The organism is Nocardiopsis chromatogenes YIM 90109 (assembly GCF_000341185.1).
Taxonomy (GTDB): Bacteria; Actinomycetota; Actinomycetes; order Streptosporangiales; family Streptosporangiaceae; genus Nocardiopsis_A; species Nocardiopsis_A chromatogenes.
The window spans coordinates 1-15205 of sequence record NZ_ANBH01000187.1; the positions used below are offsets into that span (position 1 = coordinate 1).

The 15205-nt window shown below is 74.6% G+C and carries 11 protein-coding genes and 1 pseudogene; 5 read left to right on the forward strand and 7 right to left on the reverse strand.

All coding sequences use genetic code 11. From position 1 onward, the window contains the following. Positions 1-268, reverse strand: a pseudogene (locus D476_RS36480) (hypothetical protein); the annotation flags it as partial. A gap of 78 nt (positions 269-346) precedes the next feature. Continuing rightward, positions 347-1138, reverse strand: coding sequence for a FadR/GntR family transcriptional regulator (locus D476_RS0118415; RefSeq protein WP_017625404.1), 792 nt, complete (start codon positions 1136-1138; stop codon positions 347-349). A gap of 253 nt (positions 1139-1391) precedes the next feature. On the opposite strand from D476_RS0118415, the gene D476_RS0118420 reads away from it, so the two are divergent. The 4 genes from D476_RS0118420 (at position 1392) to D476_RS0118435 (ending at position 5322) form a co-directional block, all read left to right on the forward strand. Next, positions 1392-2270 carry a fumarylacetoacetate hydrolase family protein gene (locus D476_RS0118420; protein WP_026123630.1) on the forward strand — a complete coding sequence of 293 codons (879 nt, stop codon included), beginning with the start codon at positions 1392-1394 and terminating at the stop codon, positions 2268-2270. Positions 2271-2489: 219 nt separating this feature from the next. Then, positions 2490-3230: a (Fe-S)-binding protein gene (locus D476_RS0118425; RefSeq protein ID WP_017625406.1), complete on the forward strand. Its 741-nt coding sequence runs from the start codon at positions 2490-2492 to the stop codon at positions 3228-3230. Next, the gene (locus D476_RS0118430) at positions 3227-4672 is read left to right on the forward strand and encodes a LutB/LldF family L-lactate oxidation iron-sulfur protein (protein WP_026123631.1); all 1446 of its coding nucleotides are present in this window, start codon (positions 3227-3229) and stop codon (positions 4670-4672) included. Before D476_RS0118425 ends, D476_RS0118430 begins: the two co-directional genes overlap by 4 nt. Next, positions 4669-5322 (forward strand): LutC/YkgG family protein, encoded by a 654-nt coding sequence (locus tag D476_RS0118435; RefSeq protein ID WP_017625408.1) that lies wholly within the window; start codon positions 4669-4671, stop codon positions 5320-5322. The genes D476_RS0118430 and D476_RS0118435 overlap by 4 nt, the downstream gene beginning before the upstream one ends. Before the next feature lie 230 nt (positions 5323-5552). Here D476_RS0118435 and D476_RS0118440 read toward each other — a convergent pair whose 3' ends face one another. Together D476_RS0118440 and D476_RS0118445 are read right to left on the reverse strand one after the other, a co-directional pair. Beyond that, complete coding sequence (locus D476_RS0118440; protein ID WP_017625409.1) at positions 5553-6608, reverse strand: lipoyl protein ligase domain-containing protein; 1056 nt, start codon at positions 6606-6608, stop codon at positions 5553-5555. Positions 6609-6717: 109 nt separating this feature from the next. Then, entirely contained in the window at positions 6718-8874 is a 2157-nt protein-coding gene (locus D476_RS0118445; protein WP_017625410.1) for a chorismate-binding protein, read from the reverse strand. A gap of 400 nt (positions 8875-9274) precedes the next feature. On the opposite strand from D476_RS0118445, the gene D476_RS0118450 reads away from it, so the two are divergent. Further along, on the forward strand, positions 9275-9826 hold the full coding sequence (locus D476_RS0118450) for an NUDIX domain-containing protein (protein WP_083939564.1): 552 nt from the start codon (positions 9275-9277) through the stop codon (positions 9824-9826). Positions 9827-9969: 143 nt separating this feature from the next. On the opposite strand, the gene D476_RS0118455 is transcribed toward D476_RS0118450, so the two are convergent. From D476_RS0118455 to D476_RS0118465, 3 genes are all read right to left on the reverse strand, one after another. Further along, positions 9970-11388 (reverse strand): aspartate aminotransferase family protein, encoded by a 1419-nt coding sequence (locus D476_RS0118455; RefSeq protein WP_017625412.1) that lies wholly within the window; start codon positions 11386-11388, stop codon positions 9970-9972. Between the two features lie 126 nt (positions 11389-11514). Beyond that, positions 11515-13350, reverse strand: coding sequence for a malto-oligosyltrehalose trehalohydrolase (gene treZ, locus D476_RS0118460; protein WP_017625413.1), 1836 nt, complete (start codon positions 13348-13350; stop codon positions 11515-11517). A 34-nt stretch (positions 13351-13384) separates the two neighbouring features. Then, positions 13385-14221: a putative RNA methyltransferase gene (locus D476_RS0118465; RefSeq protein WP_040726625.1), complete on the reverse strand. Its 837-nt coding sequence runs from the start codon at positions 14219-14221 to the stop codon at positions 13385-13387. Positions 14222-15205 lie beyond the last annotated feature (984 nt).

Consider the following 15205-nt stretch of genomic DNA (forward strand, 5'->3'; position numbering starts at 1 on the left):
CACGCGCCTGTCGCCGGTGGCGTAGCCATCGGTGCATCGAGGCGCCCGCCACGAGGGCGGCTCCCAGCGCGATGAGCAGCGCTCCCCCGCCCTCGCTGTGCCCCAGCGAGAGCACCAGCAGGTGCGCCGCTCCCCCGGCGAGCAGCAGCGCCCCCACCTCCAGGGCCTCTCTGCCCATGAAACCGAAGAGTCCGTGCGAGGTCCCGGGCTGCGGTCCGTACGGTGTGCGGTCGGGATCAGGGTCGTGTACCGACTCGACTGCGTCCATGGCGGTGATGCTGCCCGGCCCAGGTTGCGCCCCGTCGACGCCCGGTGACGTCGCTGTTACCCCTGGCTGTGAGGCCGCTCACCCCGCCTTGGTCCCCTCAGCCCCCTCGGCCGCCCTGGCCGCCTCGGGCGCCTCCCGCCCCTCGGCCGACCCGGCCTCCAGGTCCGCCCGCAGCCACCGCTCCACCTCCATCACGTGCATGGTGGCCGCCGCGCGCGCCGCGTCGGGGTCGCGGGCCAGCAGCGCCCGGTAGATGCGCTCGTGGTCCTGGCGCAGCCGGGCCGCCTGGCCGTCGGCGCAGTGGCCCCGCCACACCCGTGCGTTGAAGGTGCGCGAGGACAGCCCGTCGTTGATCGCCGCCAGCGTGGCGTTCCCGGTGATCTGCACGATCGCCTGGTGGAAGGTGAGGTCGGCGGCGACCGTCTCGCGCCCGCCGCCCGAGGAGATCCGGTCCAGGATGGCGCCGATCTGCTCCAGCTGGGCGTCGGTGGCGCGGGCGGCGGCCAGCGCGGTGGCGGCCGGCTCCAGCATCCGGCGCACCTGCAGCACCTCGATGAGGGTGTCCCCCTGGGAGATCTCGGCCAGTACCGAGAAGGTCTCCAGTAGGTCGGCCGGGCGCAGCGAGGACACGTACACCCCCGCGCCGTGCCGCACCTCCAGTACGCCCAGGGTGGTCAGCGTGCGCACCGCCTCGCGCATGGAGCTGCGCGAGACCTCGAACTCGTGCGCCAAGTCCCGCTCGGTGGGCAGGCGGTCGCCGGGGCGCAGCCGCCCTTCGGCGATCATCGCCTTGATCCGCTCGATGGGGCGCCGGGTCACCGGCATGCGCGTCGCGGGCGGCGCGGGGCTCGGGCCGTCGGTCGGGCTCACGCGGGGTCCTCTCAGGGGCGGCGGGCTCCGTCGGCCCGCGCACGTGCGTCTCTCCTCCGCCCATCTTGACACCTTCGCACCCCTGCACGTAGAAGTGATCCGACCACTTTGCCCACATGACGTCGACCACACCGTCATCTACCGGCCCGATCCCGGGGCATCGGCGGACGGACAGCACCGAACTGATCAGACCAATCGACGCGACCGCGTGCCGCCCCCGGCCGCGGGTGCCGCCGACGGAAAGGCCTGCACCGTGAAGCTGCTGAGAATCGGACCGCCCGGGGCCGAACGGCCCGCCGCCCTGTCCCCCGAGGGCGTCCCCCTCGACCTGTCCGCGATCACCCCCGACATCGACGGCGACTTCCTGTCCGGCGGCGGCCTGGAGCGGGCCCGCGCGGCGCTGGAGGCCGGGGAGCTGCCGGTGCTGGCCGGGGCCGTCGGCGCCGGGACCCCGGACGGTCCCCGCGTGGGCCCGCCGGTCGCCCCGCGCGGCAAGCTCATCGGCATCGGCACCAACTACACCGACTACGCGGCCGCCACCGGGGCCGAGCCCCCCGAGCGGCCCATCGTGTTCATCAAGCCCACCGACACCGTGGTGGGACCGCACGACCCGGTGCGCGTCCCCCGCGGCTGCACGGCCACCGACCACGAGGTGGAGCTGGCCGTGGTGATCGGGCGCACCGCCCGCTACCTGGAGACCGACGCCGAGGCCGAGGCGGCGGTAGCCGGGTACACGGTCGCCAACGACGTCACCGAGCGCGAGCACCAGTTCGGCCACGGCGGCCAGTGGGGCAAGGGCAAGTCCTTCGAGACCTTCACCCCGCTGGGCCCGTGGCTGGCCACCCCCGACGAGCTGGGAGCCGGGGGCACCGCCTCGCTCGGGCTGCGCACCCGGGTCAACGGGGAGCTGGTCCAGGACGGCACCACCGCGAAGATGCTCTTCGACGTGCCCTACCTGGTGCGGCACCTGAGCCGTTTCATGGCGCTGCGCCCGGGCGACGTCGTCATCACCGGCACCCCCGCCGGGGTGGCCATGACCCGGCCGGGCACCCCCTACCTGCGCCCCGGCGACGTGATGGAACTGGAGGTGGACCTGCTGGGCCGCCAGCGCCAGGTGCTGGCCGCCGCCTGACCGGGGGCGGGCAGGACGGGCCGACACGCCCTCCCGCCGCCGGGCCCACGCCCGGACCCGCGTCTAGGGTGAGCCCCGCGGACGCCCTCCGCCCGCCCGGCCCCGCACAGGGCCGGGCGGGCCCACCGGAAGGGCCCGCACAGGCCCACGCCCGAGTGTCGGCACCGAACCGACCCCGCGGGCCGTCCCACCGGAGCGGCCCTGGAGATGAGGGAGCGCATGCGGATCGCCCTGTTCGTCACCTGTGTCAACGACACGCTCTACCCGGGCACCGGGCGCGCCGTGGTGAGTCTGCTGGAGAGGCTGGGCCACGAGGTCGTGTTCTCCGAGGAGCAGACCTGCTGCGGCCAGATGCACTACAACTCCGGGTACCGGCGCGACGCCCAGCGCCTGGCCGTGCGTTTCGTGCGCACGTTCGAGGACGCGGACGCCGTCGTCGCCCCCTCGGGCTCCTGCGCGGCCATGATCCGCGACAACTACCCGCGCCTGGGCGAGCACGGCAGCCGCCTGCAGCGCGCCGCCTCCGAGCTGGCTCCGCGCGTGTACGACCTGTCCGAACTGCTGGTGGACGTGCTCGGCGTCACCGACGTGGGCGCCTACTTCCCGCACACCGTCACCTACCACCCCACCTGCCACGGGCTGCGGATGCTGCGCCTGGGCGACAAGCCCTACCGGCTGCTGCGCAACGTGCGCGGGCTGACGCTGGTCGACCTGCCCGGCGCCGCCGAGTGCTGCGGCTTCGGCGGCACGTTCGCGGTGAAGAACCCCGACGTGTCGGCGGCCATGGGCTCGGACAAGGCCCGCAACGCCGCCTCCACCGGAGCCGAGGTGCTGTGCGCCGTGGACAACTCCTGCCTGATGCACATCGGCGGGACGCTCAGCCGTGAGCGCGCGGGCATGCGCGTGGTGCACCTGGCAGAGATCCTCGCCTCGACCGAACGGGAGCCCGCCCTCGCATGAGCAGCGCGACATTCGTGGGGATGCCCGCCTTCCCCGACGCGGCACGCGGCGCCACCGCCGACGCCCAGCTGCGGCACAACCTGCGCAAGGCCACCGGCACCATCCGCGGCAAGCGCGGCGAGGTGGTGGAGGAGCTGGACGACTGGTCCGAGCTGCGCGAGGCCGGGCGCGCGATCAAGGACCGCACCCTGCGCCACCTGGACCGGTACCTGGAGACCCTGGAGGAGTCGGTAACCGCCGCGGGCGGCACCGTGCACTGGGCCGCCGACGCCGACGAGGCGCGGGCGATCGTGACCCGGCTGGTGCGCGCCACCGGGGAGCGCGAGGTGGTCAAGGTCAAGTCGATGGCCACCCAGGAGATCGAGCTCAACAACGCCTTGGAGGCCGAGGGCATCACGGCCTATGAGACCGACCTTGCCGAGCTGATCGTGCAGCTCGGCGAGGACCTGCCCTCGCACTTCCTGGTGCCGGCCATCCACCGCAACCGCGCCGAGATCGGGCGCATCTTCCGCGAGCGGATGGGCGCGTGGGGGGTGCCCGCCCCCGAGGGGCTCGGCGACGACCCGCGCGAGCTGGCCGAGGCCGCCCGGCGGCACCTGCGGCAGAAGTTCCTGGAGACCAGGGTGGCGGTGTCCGGGGCGAACTTCGCCGTGGCCGACACCGGCAGCCTGGTGGTGCTGGAGTCCGAGGGCAACGGGCGGATGTGCCTGACGCTGCCCGAGACGCTGATCTCGGTGGTGGGCATCGAGAAGCTGGTACCGAGCTGGTCGGACCTGGAGGTGTTCATGCAGCTGCTGCCACGCTCCTCCACCGGCGAGCGGATGAACCCCTACAGCACCGTGTGGACGGGGGTCACCCCCGGCGACGGGCCGCAGGAGTTCCACCTGGTGCTGCTGGACAACGGGCGCACCGACTCCCTCGCCGACGAGGTGGGGCGCCAGGCGCTGCGGTGCATCCGCTGCTCGGCGTGCCTGAACATCTGCCCGGTCTACGAGCGCACGGGCGGCCACGCCTACGGGTCGGTCTACCCCGGTCCGATCGGCGCGATCCTGACCCCGCAGCTGCAGGGCCTGCAGGGGCCGGTGGAGAAGGCGCTGCCGTTCGCCTCGTCGCTGTGCGGGGCGTGCTACGAGGTGTGCCCGGTGGCGATCGACATCCCCGAGGTGCTGGTCCACCTGCGCGAGAAGGTGGTGGACGGCAAGCGGCCGGGCCCGGAGAAGGCGGCCATGGCGGCGGCGGAGTGGGTGCTGGAGGACCCCAAGCGGCTGCACGCCGCCCAGCGCGCGGCCTCGGCGCTGCGCGGGGCGGTGCCCCGGCGCCTGCCCGGGCCCGGTGCGGCCTGGACCGACACCCGGGACGTGCCCGACGTCCCCGAGCGTCCCTTCCGCGACTGGTGGCGGGACCGGTCCCGGGGCGGACGCGGCGGAGAGGAGCGCCGATGAGCGGGCCGATGGGGGCGCGTGAGCGCGTACTGGCCAAGGTGCGCGCCGCCCTGGCGGACGTCCCCCGCGGCGAGGACCCCGAGGACGTCCCGGTGCCGCGCCGGTACGACCGCACCCACCGCCAGGGGCCCGCGCTAGACCTGCTGGTGGACCGGCTGGAGGACTACAAGGCGCAGGTGCGCCGGGTGTCGGCGGACGGGCTGCCCGGGGCGGTGGCCGACGCGCTTGCGCGGCGCGGCGCCGCCCGGGTGGCGGTTCCGGGGGACCTGCCCGCGGAGTGGTTCGCCGACGGCGCCGTGGAGGTGCTGCGGGACTCGCCGTGGGAGGGGCGCGCGCTGACCGTCCCCGAGCTGGACGCGGTCGACGGCACGGTGACCGGGTGCGCGGTGGCGGTGGCCGAGACCGGCACCATCATCCTGGACACCGGGGAGCACCAGGGGCGCCGGGCCCTGACGCTGATCCCCGACTACCACCTGTGCGTGGTGCGGGCCCGCCAGGTTGTGGACTCGGTGCCGGAGGCGGTGGAGAGGCTGGAGCCGGCGCTGCCGCAGACGTGGATCAGCGGCCCGTCGGCGACCAGCGACATCGAGCTGGAGCGGATCGAGGGCGTGCACGGGCCCCGGACGCTGGAGGTGCTGATCGTGGATTGACCCCCTCTTCGGCCTGACGGCGGGAGGTTCCGGCCGGCGGACCGTGTGCGCCGCCGGGGACCGGCGCTTCGCCGCCCGGGCGGCCCCGAAGGCTCCGCGTCCTGACGGGCCCGCCCGGCCCCGGGGCGGATGCCGGGTCGGCATCCTCCTCTTCCCTGCGCGTTGGGGAGGGGGAAGAGGAGGATGTCGTCGGAGGAGGCCGTCGGCCCCGCGCCGCGTGCGGGGCACCGTCACGGCACGCGGGAGGTCCAGTCGCGGGAGCCGAACTTGGTGACGGCCAGCTCGTGGGCGGTCTCCAGCTCCTCGCCGGTCAGGGTGTCCTCGGTCAGGCCGTTGCGCTCGCGGAAGGTCGCCACCATCGCGTCCATCACCTGCTCGCGCGACAGGCCCGTCTGGCGGCGCAGCGGGTCCACCCGCTTCTGGGCGCTCTTGGTGCCCTTGTCCGACAGCTTCTCCCTGCCGATGCGCAGCACGTCGGTCATCTTCTCGGCGTCGATGTCGTAGGCCATCATCACGTGGTGCAGCACGGCCGACCCGTGCGCCGACACCCGCTTCTGGGCGGCTCCGGCGATCTTGCCGCCCTTGGAGGCGATGTCGTTGAGCGGCTGGTACCAGGCGTCAACGCCCAGGTCGCCCAGCGCCCCCAGCACCCAGTCGTCCAGGTAGGCGTAGCTGTCGACGAACGGCATGCCGTGCACCATCGCCTCGGGCACGTACAGCGAGTAGGTGATGCTGTTGCCCGGCTCCTGGAACATGGCGCCGCCGCCGCTGATGCGGCGCACGACCGTCACGTCGTGGCGGCGGGCCCCGTCCGGGTCGACTTCGTTGCGCAGGGACTGGAAGCTGCCGATGACCACCGACGGGCGGTCCCACTCCCAGAACCTGAGGGTCGGCTTGCGCCGCCCGGCCGCCACCTCCCGGGTGAGGACCTCGTCCAGGGCCATGTGCACCTCGGGGGCGTGCGGCCCGTCCTTGATGAGCTGCCAGTCGTAGTCGCTCCAGGTGGTGGCGTGGGCCAGCGCGCGGCGCACCGCCACGCCCACGGCCTCGGCCGAGAAGCCGAACATGACCGTGCCCTCGGGCAGGGCGCTCTCGATGCGCCCGGCGAGCGCCTTGGCGTCGGTGTCGGCCGGGGCGCCTTCGAGCGCGCGGTCGATCTCCTCCAGGGCCTCGTCGGGTTCGAGGAAGAAGTCGCCCGCGACGCGGACATTGCGCAGCCGCCCGTCCTCCACCTCGAAGTCGACGACGACGAGCTTCCCGCCCGGAACCTTGTACTCTCCGTGCACTGCCACTCCCCCGTGCCGCGGCGCGCGGCCGCCCCATTGCGACTGGGCAAAGACTATGCGGCGCCGACCGCTCGGGCGGGGGCGCCGCGACGTGAGGTCTCTCGCTCCCTCAGCGGGAATCCTCCGGCGGTTCGGCGCCGATGCCGCGGAGCACCGCCGCCGCCTTCAGGAGGGTCTCACGGTGCTCGTCGGCCGGGTCGGACATCGCGGTGATGGCGCCGCCGGTGCCCAGGCGCGCCCGGTCGCCGTCGCACACCAGGGTGCGGATGACGATGCTCAGGTCGGCGGTCCCGTTGAAGCCGAGATAGCCCAGGCAGCCCGCGTAGGGGCCGCGGGGCCGCCGCTCCAGCGCGTCGAGGAGGGCGACGGTGCGCTCCTTGGGGGCGCCGGTCATGGAGCCTCCGGGGAACAGGGCGCGCAGGCAGTCCACCGCGCCGCGGTCGGCGCGCAGGCGGCCCTTGACCGAGGTGACCAGCTGGTGGACGGTCGCGTAGGACTCCACGCCCATGAGCCGGGGCACCTGGACGCTGCCGGGGCGGCAGACCCGGCCCAGGTCGTTGCGGATGAGGTCGGCGATCATCAGGTTCTCGCCGCGGGTCTTGGTGTCGGCGGCCAGTTCCCGCGCGGCCGCCGCGTCGTCGCCGGGGTCGGTGCGCCGGGCGGCGGTGCCCTTGATGGGCTTGCTCTCGGCCCAGCCGTGCGCGTCGACCTCCAGGAACCGCTCCGGGGAGGCGCTGAGGACGGTGCGGGCGCCGCTGCGCAGGTAGGCGGCGTAGGGGGCGGGGTTGTCGCGGCGCAGGCGCCGGTAGGCGTCGAGCAGGCCGCGGGGGCCGCCGGGGGCGGCGGCCTCCATGGCGTAGGTGTAGCAGGCCTCGTAGCTCTCGCCGTCGAGGAGCCAGGAGCGGACGGTGTCCAGGTCGTCCAGGTAGTCCCGGCGGGTGAGGGAGGCGGCGGCCGCCCCCTGCGGGACGGGCGGCGGCGGGGGCGGAGCGGGGCGCACCGCGCGCAGCCGCGCCTCATAGCCGTCGAACCAGGCGGCGGCCTCGGCGGCGGTCCCGCCGGTGTGCACGAGCCAGGCGGCGCCGGTGAGGTGGTCGGCGGCCAGGAAGCGGCGGACGGTGAGGAACTCGGCGTCGGGGCCGTGCGGGTCGGGGCGGACGGGTCCGGCCGAGGAGGTGCCGTCGGCGGCGCCGTAGCCGAGGTAGCCGACGAGGCCGCCGAGGAAGGGCAGCGGGAAGGCGGCGGGGTCGACCCGGTCGACGGCGGTGCGGCGGGCCAATTCCTCGAAGAGGCCGCCGTCGAGGGGGCGGACGGTGCCGCCGCGCACCTCCTCCAGGCGGGGCGCCCCGGGGCCGGAGCTGAAGCGGAGCAGCGGGTCGCGGCGGGTGTCGACGGAGCCGAGGAAGCTGTAGCGGCCCATGCCGTAGGCGGTGCGGGCGCTGTCGAGCCAGAAGGCGTGGTCGTCGTCGGCGTGCAGGGCGGTGAAGACGTCCTCGGGCGAGGCGTGCAGGTCGACGGCGCGCACGTGGACGTCGTGGGCGGGGGCGGAGGCGCCGGTGGTGTGCGCGGTCGGGGCGGGGGCCGTCGGGGTGCGGGGCCGCGTCTGCGGCGTGCGCGCCGTCGCGGCGGCCGCGCGGGTCTGCGGGGCGGCGGGCAGGGCGAGGAAGTTGGCGATGAGCTCGCGGCCGTACTCGGTCTCGACCGACTCGGGGTGGAACTGGACCCCGTGCACGGGCCGGGTCCGGTGCCGCAGCCCCATCAGGACGCCGTCGGAGGCGCGCGCGGCCGCTTCGAGGGCGGACGGCAGCGGCTCGGGGACGGCCAGGGAGTGGTAGCGCACGCACCGGAAGCCCTGGGGCAGCCCGGCGAAGACCCCGCGCCCGTCGTGGGCGACCTCGTCGACGCGGCCGTGCATGACGCGGGGCGCGTGCTCGGCCTTGCCGCCCGCGAGCGCGGCGAGGAGCTGGTGGCCCAGGCACACCCCGAGGACGGGGCCGGGGAAGGACTCCAGCAGCTCGGGCAGGCGCCCGACGTCGCCGGGCACGTGCGGACTGCCGGGGCCCGGCGAGACGACCAGGTGGGTGTGGCCCCCGGCGAGGACGTCGGCCGGGTCGAAGGCGTCGTTGGGCACGGTGTGCGGCTCGGCCCCGGCGACCTGCCAGATGAGCTGGTGCAGGTTGTAGGTGTAGGAGTCGTGGTTGTCCACGAGAAGGACGCGCGGCGCCGCGTCGGGAGGCGCCCCGCTCCCGGACGGGTGGTCGCGCATGCCGGGCCTTTCGGTGGGGCCGCGCACGGCGCGGCCGGGTCGCTGTCGGGCGGTTGGGAGGACTTTCCACGATATCGACCCGGAAGAGGCGCCCGTGAGTCGGCACGGAATCATCGGCGACGGCGTCTCGCTGCGGGCGTATCTGCGCCTTCGGAACCGATCGGCCGCCGGGAGGTGGGTGGCGGGGCGGGCGGCGGCCCCCCGGGCGGTGGGGACGGGGGCCGATACCGGGGACATGAGGCGTCCACTGGAGTGGTGCTGTTTCCGCCCCCCTGGTCGGTGTGACCACAGCGGCTTCAGGCCGGACGTATCCGGTCTTCGATCGTCCCGACCGGCTCCCGCCCCCACCGGCGTCGGGCACACGCTCTCCGGCGGGTGCGGGCCGGGCCATCATGGCCGCATGGGCGAGACGAGCAGATCGGACGAGGACACGGCAGGCGCTCTCAGGGCGCCCGCAGGAGGGCGGAAAGGGGCGAGCTTCCGCCTGGCGGCGTACGCGCTGTGCATCGAAGACGGGAAGGTGCTGCTCACCCGCCACACGTCGGGGAACTGGACGCTTCCGGGCGGCAGGGTCGAGCACGGCGAGGACCCGTTCGACGCGGTCACCCGGGAGGTCACGGAGGAGACCGGGTACGGCGCGGAGGTCGAGCGCCTCCTCGGCGTGGACTCGCGGGTGATCCCCGCAGCCGAGGCACGTTCGGGGGTCGCGCACCAGAATGTCGGAATCTTCTACCGGGTCCGGATCAGCGGCGGCGGACCGCGCTCGGGTCCGGGGCCGGACCCCGCCTCGCCGCCGGACCCGGACACCCTCGGGACGGCGTGGACGCCGCCGGCCGATGTCGCGCGCCTGCCCCGGTCGTCGCTGGTGGACGTCGGTCTCGACCTGGCACGGACCCTTCCCGCGTCCGGGCACGTGCCCCCGGTCCCCGTCGGCGGGCTCATCGACCACTGACGCCCGTTCAGGGCCGTCGGCGGCCCCGTCGGCCACGGAATCCGTACACGGGGTGGGCCCCGGACACCGCACGGTGCCCGGGGCCCACCCCCATCCCAGAACGCGGCGCTTCCGCGTCCAGCCTCCCCTTACCGGGACGCCCTTCACAGCAGGGAGACCGCCTCGGTCAGAACCGAGCGCAGGATCTGCTCCATCTCGTCGAACACGGCCTGGTCTGCGACCAGGGCCGGGGCCAGCTGGATGACCGGGTCGCCACGGTCGTCGGCGCGGCAGTACAGGCCCGCGTCGAACAGCGCGCCCGACAGGAAGCCGCGCAGGATGCGCTCGGACTCGTCGGCGTCGAAGGTCTGCCGGGTCTCCCGGTCCTTGACCAGCTCGATGCCGTAGAAGTAGCCGTCGCCGCGCACGTCGCCGACGATCGGCAGGTCCTTGAGCCTCTCCAGGGTGGAGCGGAACGCCGCCTCGTTCTCGCGCACGTGGCCCGTCAGCCCCTCGCGCTCGAACACGTCGAGGTTGGCCAGGGCCACCGCCGAGGACACCGGGTGGCCGCCGAAGGTGTAGCCGTGCGTGAAGGCGTTGGGGCCCCGGCGGAACGGCTCGAAGATCCGGTCGGAGGCGATGGCCGCGCCGATGGGGGCGTAGCCGGAGGTCATGCCCTTGGCGCAGGTGATGATGTCGGGGGTGTAGCCGTAGCGCTCGCAGGCGAACATGTGGCCCACCCGCCCGAAGGCGCAGATGACCTCGTCGGACACCAGCAGCACGTCGTACTTGTCGCAGATCTCGCGGACCGCCCGGAAGTAGCCGGGCGGCGGCGGGAAGCAGCCGCCGGAGTTCTGCACCGGCTCCAGGAAGACGGCGGCGACGGTCTCGGGCCCCTCGTTGAGGATGGCCTGTTCGACCTGGTGGGCGGCCCAGCGGCCGAACGCCTCGGGGTCCTTGGACATCCCGGTCTCGCCGGTGATCTCGTCGGCCCGGTACAGGTTGGTGTTGGCCACCTTGTGGGCGCCGGGGACCAGCGGCTCGAAGACCTTCTTCAGGTCGGGGACGCCGGTGATGGACAGGGCGCCGTGGGTGGTGCCGTGGTAGGCGACCGAGCGGCTGATGACCTTGCGCTTCTCGGGGCGGCCGGTGAGGGAGAAGTACTGCTTGGCGAGCTTCCAGGCGGTCTCCACGGCCTCGCTGCCGCTGGTGGTGAAGAAGACCCGGTTCAGGTCGCCGGGGGTCTGCGCGGTGAGGCGCTCGGCCAGTTCGATCGCGGTGGGGTGGGCGTAGCTCCACAGCGGGAAGTAGGCGAGTTCGGCGGCCTGGCGCGACGCCGCCTCGGCGATCTCCCGGCGCCCGTGCCCGGCCTGGACGACGAAGAGGCCGGCCAGGCCGTCGATGTAGCGGCGGCCCTCGGCGTCCCAGATGTGGACCCCGTCGCCGCGGGTGATGACGGGGACGCGGGCGCCGTCCTCGAACGTCGAGTGGCGGGTGAAGTGCATCCACAGGTGGTCCCGGGCGGCGTCCGAGAGTCTTTGGACCTCGTCCGGGGTCGCTTCCTGCGCGGTGTTCGTGCTCATGGCCCCTTGCCCATTGTCCGATTCGGGTGCGGTGCCCCATGATCAGCACCCCGACCCCGATTCGTCAACTGTTTCAGAGGCGAAACTTGAGATTGACAACTGATAGCGCAGGCGATCAGCGAATCCTTAACGGTTTTCGCAGTAAAGGTCGGGCGGGTGGCCGGGGTGGTCCGGGCCCGGGGCCGTGACCTCGGCGACCGCGAACGCGTGCCCGTCCAGGCCGATCCGGCCGCCCCGCACCCGCGGGTCCGACGAGGCCAGCAGCACCCGCCGCACCGGGGCGTCCAGCACCGCGTCGGCCGGGTGCGGCCGCAGGTTGCACGCCACCCGCAGCGGGCCGCGGTGCAGCACCAGCACGCGCCCGTCGTCGGAGGCGCGCACGGTGAACCGGTCCAGGCGGGGGTCGGCCAGCTCGGGGCGGGCGCGGCGCAGCGCGATCAGCTCCCGGTAGGCCTCCAGCACCGCGCGGTGGGGGTCGGCGGCGGGCTCGGCCCAGTCCAGGACGGAGGCCTCGCGCGCGGCCGGGTCCATGGGGTCGGGCACGGCGCCGGTCCACCCGTGCGCGGCGAACTCGCGGCGCCGCCCCTGGCGCACCGCCTCGGCCAGGCCGGGGTCGGGGAAGGAGGCGAAGAACCGCCAGGGCGTGGAGGCCGCCCACTCCTCCCCCATGAACAGCATCGGCGTGTAGGGCGAGCACAGGACCAGCGCCGCCCCGCACACCAGCAGGCCGGGCGGGACCGACGCGGACAGCCGGTCGCCCAGGGCCCGGTTGCCGACCTGGTCGTGGGTCTGCAGGTAGGCCAGGAAGCGGGCGCCGGAGTCGGCCGAGGGGTCGACGGGGGCGCCGTGGCCGCGGCCCCGGAAGGAGGAGTACCCGCCGTCGTGCAGGAAGGTCCGGCGCAGGGTGCGCGGCAGCACGGCGGGACCGGCGAAGTCGGCGTAGTAGCCCTGGGTCTCCCCGGTGAGCGCGGTGTGCAGGGCGTGGTGCAGGTCGTCGGACCACTGGGCGTCCATGCCCAGCCCCCCGGCGGAGCGCGAGCGCACCGTGCGCGGGTCGTTGCGGTCGGACTCGGCGATCAGCGACAGGGGGCGGCCGAGCCCGGCGGCGAGCGCCTCCACCTCGGCCGACAGCCCGGGGAGGAGCGGGAGGGCGCGGGTGTCGTGCAGCGCGTGCACGGCGTCCAGGCGCAGGCCGTCCAGGTGGTAGTGGCGCAGCCAGCCCAGGGCGTTGTCGACGACGTAGCGCCGCACCTCGTCGGAGCCGGGGCCGTCGAGGTTGAGGGAGGGGCCCCAGGCGGTCGACCCGCCCGAGAAGTAGGGGCCGAATCGGGGCAGCGTCGCCCCGGAGGGGCCCAGATGGTTGTAGACGACGTCGAGGACGACGCCCAGGCCCCGGGCGTGGCAGGCGTCGACGAAGCGCTTGAGGCCGTCGGGGCCGCCGTAGGGCTCGTGGACGGCGTACCACAGGACGCCGTCGTAGCCCCAGCCGCGGTCGCCGTCGAAGGCGTTGACCGGCATCACCTCGACCAGGTCCACGCCGAGGTCGGCCAGGTGGTCGAGGCGGCCCACGGCGGCGTCGAAGGTGCCCTCGGGGGTGAAGGTGCCGATGTGCAGCTCGTACAGGACCGACCCGGGCAGGGCGCGGCCGCGCCAGCCGCCGTCGGTCCAGGGGAAGGCGGAGTGGTCGTAGGCGCGGGAGGGGCCGGTGACGCCGTGGGGCTGCCAGGCCGACCGGGGGTCGGGCAGCGGCTCGGGGTCGTCGCCCAGGAGGAAGGCGTAGTCGGTGCCGGGGGCGGGGGGCGGGCCGTCCAGCACCCACCAGCCTCCCGGCCGCGGTTCCATGTCCCGGTCGTTCCCGTCGGCCCGCAGGCGGACCCGGTCGTGCTCCGGGGCCCACACACTGAGCCGGTCACCAGCGCCGTCGTCCACGAGGTGCCCGTACCCGCCGGGGAGCGCGGCCACGCGGGACCGGCGTCCCCCCGTCCGGGCGCCCGGCCTACCGGGGCCGGTACACCCCGATCCGGAAGGAGGCGGTGACCTCGACCGGTTCGGTCAGCGCGGCGGCGCGTCGCTCCAGCTCGCCGGGCGCGAGGTGGCGGGCGCTGGGGCCCATGCCCGCGACGGTCAGGGCGTCGGAGCGGGGCAGGCGCATGGTGAAGCCGGCGTCCTCGCCGCCGGTGCGCTCGAAGCGGGGCGAGAGCGTTTCCTCCAGGCGCTCCTCCTTGCGGGCGTCGACGGAGACCAGGCCGAGGGCGCCGACGAGTTCGCCCAGGTGGTCGGGGCCGGGGGTGACGACGATGAGGGCGCCGCCGGGGCGCAGCACCCGGTGGAACTCATCGGCGCCGCGCGGGGCGAAGACGTTGAGCAGGGCGGACACCGCGCCGTCGCGCAGGGGCAGGCCGCGCCAGGCGTCGCAGGCGGCGGCCCCGGCGCGGGGGTGGGCCTTCGCGGCCCGGCGGAGGGCGTATTTGGAGAGGTCGAGCCCGAGGCCGAAGGCGTCCGGGGAGCGGTCGAGGACATTTCGGAGGTAGTAGCCGGTACCGGCGCCGACGTCGGCCGCCAATCCGCCGTCGGCCAGTGCGGGGGCGGCGGCTTCGGCGATGCGGGAGGCGAGGGGGGCGTAGTGCCCGGCCTCCTGGAAGCCCTGCCGGTCGCGGACCATGTCGGCGGTGTCGGCGGTCCCGGTGGTCCCGGCACCGGTGAGGAGTCCGGCGTAGCCCTCTTTGGCGACGTCGAAGGAGTGCCCCGAGGTACAGCGGAGCGCGTTCCCGGCCGGACCGATGCTGCCCCGGCAGTGGGGGCAGGCGAGGGAATCGAGAACGGGAAGGGGCATCCGGAGCCGGTCCAGGACAGGGTGGTGCCGGTCGTCGTCGCGCAAGGTAGCCATGATCGCCGTCCACTTTAGAACGCGGACACCGGAGCCGGGCCCACCCGGCAACGACGGGAGGGGCCAGCGCCCCGCCCACAGGCCCTGGCCGAGCAACAGGCCACCAGAGCATGAGGCGGAGGTCGACAACGACGAGAGGTGGGCGGCCCTCCCCGCAGCGAGGTCGGCCGCCGCGCGTGCGAATGGCCACCGTGATCGGCGGCGACGGAATGCGCGGGCCGGTTCCCCGACCCTGCCTGCCGGGCGGCGGGTTGCTCGCGGTCTGGGCGGGGCGGCGCGGCCCCGGGGTTCGCGGTCTTCGGCGCCCGTGGCGGCCGCCGGGCCGCCGGAGCGCAAGGAAGAAGGCGGCGACGACACAGGTCGGCGGCCCTTACCGGAGCACAGTCGGCCGCCGGGCGTGCGGACGGCCACCAGAGAAGGCGGCGACGGAGTGAGCGGGGCGGTTCCCGGGCCCGCCCGCCGGGCGGCAGGCCCCTCGCGGTCCAGGAAGGCGGAACAGCTCCGGGGCTCGCGCTCTTCGACACCCGGAGCGGCCGCCGGGCCAGTGCGGTGACCCCGACATGGCCGTGACCTGTGTGAATACTCCGCGTTAAATGCGTGCAGGGGCGGGAAGCGCGCCCAGCGACACTCTTGGCGGCCCCGGGACGACGAAGCGCGCGATTCCAGAACAGGTTCTCGGAACACTATGCCCTATTCATGCCCGATTGGAGTGTTCGGCTCGGGCGCGGGGGCGGGCACGCGGCCGCCCGGGCGCCTCCACCCGGCTCCCGGGGCCTGCGCGGGGCCGATATCGGCTACACGCAGTCACACCGGATCCGACAAACGACCCAGGCGTGCCGTTTAGGGGCCTTCTGGCACCGGATCCCATTCACCTATCGCGATGAACGCACGCCCACACCGCCCGCGCGGCCGCCCCGGCCGTCGAACAGG

Coding starts and splice junctions, on each gene's coding strand:
- D476_RS0118425 (WP_017625406.1), top strand. CDS start 2,490: ATGCGGATCGCCCTGTTCGTCACCTGTGTCAACGACACGCTCTACCCG.
- D476_RS0118430 (WP_026123631.1), top strand. CDS start 3,227: ATGAGCAGCGCGACATTCGTGGGGATGCCCGCCTTCCCCGACGCGGCA.
- D476_RS0118435 (WP_017625408.1), top strand. CDS start 4,669: ATGAGCGGGCCGATGGGGGCGCGTGAGCGCGTACTGGCCAAGGTGCGC.
- D476_RS0118445 (WP_017625410.1), bottom strand. CDS start 8,874: ATGCGCGACCACCCGTCCGGGAGCGGGGCGCCTCCCGACGCGGCGCCG.
- D476_RS0118450 (WP_083939564.1), top strand. CDS start 9,275: ATGGGCGAGACGAGCAGATCGGACGAGGACACGGCAGGCGCTCTCAGG.
- D476_RS0118455 (WP_017625412.1), bottom strand. CDS start 11,388: ATGAGCACGAACACCGCGCAGGAAGCGACCCCGGACGAGGTCCAAAGA.
- D476_RS0118465 (WP_040726625.1), bottom strand. CDS start 14,221: ATGCCCCTTCCCGTTCTCGATTCCCTCGCCTGCCCCCACTGCCGGGGC.